Genomic DNA, 2152 nt, shown 5'->3' with positions numbered 1-2152 from the left:
TCCGCCTGCAACTGGTGCAGCTCGGCCAGCAGCGCGTCCACGGGGCGGGAGAGCGTGGCGAAACGCTCCTGCGCCTCGCGCCGGCCCTGCTCGCGGCCCTCTTCCCGGCCGATCGCCTGGGCGGCCTCACGACCGGCGGCCAGGCCGCTGGCGTGGCCTTCCTCATAGCCTTTGGCCAGGCCTTCCTGGAAGCCCTGGGCCAACACCTGCTGCAACTGGGCCGGAGAGCTGCCGGCCAGCTCGCGCGCAGCGCTGAGCTGCGCCAGCGGCGGAAAGCGGTGGGGGCGCAGGACGGGCTTCACTCGACGGTCGCCTCGGCAAACAGCTGCACCTGGATCTCGCCAGCGTCGACCAGGTCCTTGACCAGGGTCATGACCTCGTTGCGGGATTGCTCGGCGCGCGACAGCGGGATGGGACCGCTGCGTCGGATCAGGTCCTCGAAGCTCTGCGCCTGGCGGCGCGGCATCGCGGCCAGGATGGCCTTGCGAACCGCGGGCTCGGCGCCCTTCAGCGCCACGGCCCACAGCTCGATGGGAACCTCTTCGATGATGCGGGTCAGCACCGCCTCGCTCTGGCGCGACAGGATGAAGAAGTAGTACATGCTGACCTCGATCTCGCTGACGACGTCGGGGTCCTGCGCGCGCAGCAGCTCCACCATCTGCTGGCGCTCGGCCGGCAGACGGTTCAGGATCTCGGCGACTTGGCGCACGCCCTCCACGTTGGCCCCCTGGTGACCCAGGCCCGCCAGGCAGCGCTCGACCAATTGCTCCAGCTCGGCCAACAGGTCGGCGTCCACCTCAGACAGGCGCGCCACATTCAGCAGCACCTGGTCGCGGCCGGCGGCCGGCAGCGCGCCCAGCACGTCGCTGGCCAGTGTGGGCGGCAGGAAGGCCAGAAACACGGCCTGCATGCGAACGTGCTCATCGACGATGTGGTCGGCCAGCCACTTCGGCGAAGCCCACTGCAGGCGCTGCATCTTGGGGCGGATGGCGTCGCCGTAGATGTTGTTGAGCACGCTGGTGGCGATGTCGCCGCCCAGCGCCATGTCCAGCGAGCGCTTCAGGTAGCTGCGCGACGCACCGTGCACGCCGCTTTGCTCGCGGTAGTCGTCGAAGAAGCCCTGCAGCGCAGTCTTGACCCAGTCGACCTTGATGCCGCTCATGCGTGACATGACCTGGGTGACGTCCAGCAGCTCGTCACGCGACAGGCAGCGCAGCACGGCTGCTGCGGGCTCTTCACCCATGCTCAGCAGCACGATGGCGGCCCGCTCCACCGGCGTCAGGCCGGCGGCGGTCGTTGCGGGAATGAAATCGGTGGCCTCAGGCATTTTTCTTCTGCACCCATTGCTTCACCACCTCGGCCACGCGCTCCGGTTCCTTGGAGGCGAGGACCTTCAGATGGTCGACCAGGACATCCACCGGAGAACCGGGGGGCGGCAGTTCATAGTTCTCAAGCAGCGGCACCACGGACATCGGGCGATCGACGGCCGTCTGTCCAGCAGGTGCCGGCAACGCCGCGCCAGCCGGCCCGGCCAGCTCGCCGGTCGCGCCGCCCGCGGCGGCCAGGGCAGCCGGCTCCAGTGGGTCCAGCCGGCCCGGTGCGGTCGTGCGACGCTGTACCGCCTGCTGGGCCAGGCGCAGCACGGGGCGCGCCAGCAGGAAATAGCCCAGCAGGGCAGCCAGCGCCCAACCGACCCAGCCGCCGATATCGATAAGGTTGTCACGCTGCTCGTACCAGGGCGCGGCCGGCACAGGCACCGGGAAGTTCAGCGTCGAGACCACCAGCTTGTCGCCGCGCTCGGCGCTGATGCCCAGGCCGTTGCTCAGCAGGGTCTCGACCTTGCTGATGTCCTCAGGCGTCCAGGCCTTGGCGCCGCCCGGTGCAACGGCGTTGTTCAACACGACGGCGACCGACAGCCGCGCCAGCCGGCCGCGGCTCTTCTTCACCTGCGTGATGCTGCGGTCATAGGCGTACTGGCGCGTCGACGCGTTCTTCCGCGCCTGCGTGGCGTTGGCACCCGCGTCGGCGCCCACGGCGGACGCGGCAGCGGCGGGGTTGGGTGCGTTGACAGGACGGTTGGACAGGGAGCCGGGGATGCCCAGCGCCAGTTGTCCACGGTCCTGCTCCTCGCGCATGGCCTCGTTGGTCAGGC

At 69.7% G+C, this 2152-nt stretch carries 2 protein-coding genes and 1 pseudogene; all 3 read right to left on the bottom strand.

Annotated elements, in window-relative coordinates:
* Nucleotides 1–302: pseudogene (locus VGF12_RS26045) on the bottom strand (flagellar assembly protein FliH); the annotation flags it as partial.
* On the bottom strand, nt 299–1327 hold the full coding sequence (locus VGF12_RS26040; RefSeq protein ID WP_331178961.1) for a flagellar motor switch protein FliG: 1029 nt from the start codon (nt 1325–1327) through the stop codon (nt 299–301). The gene VGF12_RS26040 and the pseudogene VGF12_RS26045, both read right to left, overlap by 4 nt.
* The coding region (locus tag VGF12_RS26035; protein WP_331178960.1) for a flagellar M-ring protein FliF C-terminal domain-containing protein at nt 1320–2152 on the bottom strand (833 nt) is incomplete at its 5' end. The genes VGF12_RS26035 and VGF12_RS26040, both read right to left, overlap by 8 nt.

Origin of the sequence: Roseateles sp. (assembly GCF_036404855.1) — a bacterium.
GTDB lineage: Bacteria > Pseudomonadota > Gammaproteobacteria > Burkholderiales > Burkholderiaceae_C > Pelomonas.
The sequence above is the reverse complement of the archived record's forward strand: the minus strand, read 5'-3'. Positions and strand labels throughout refer to the sequence as shown.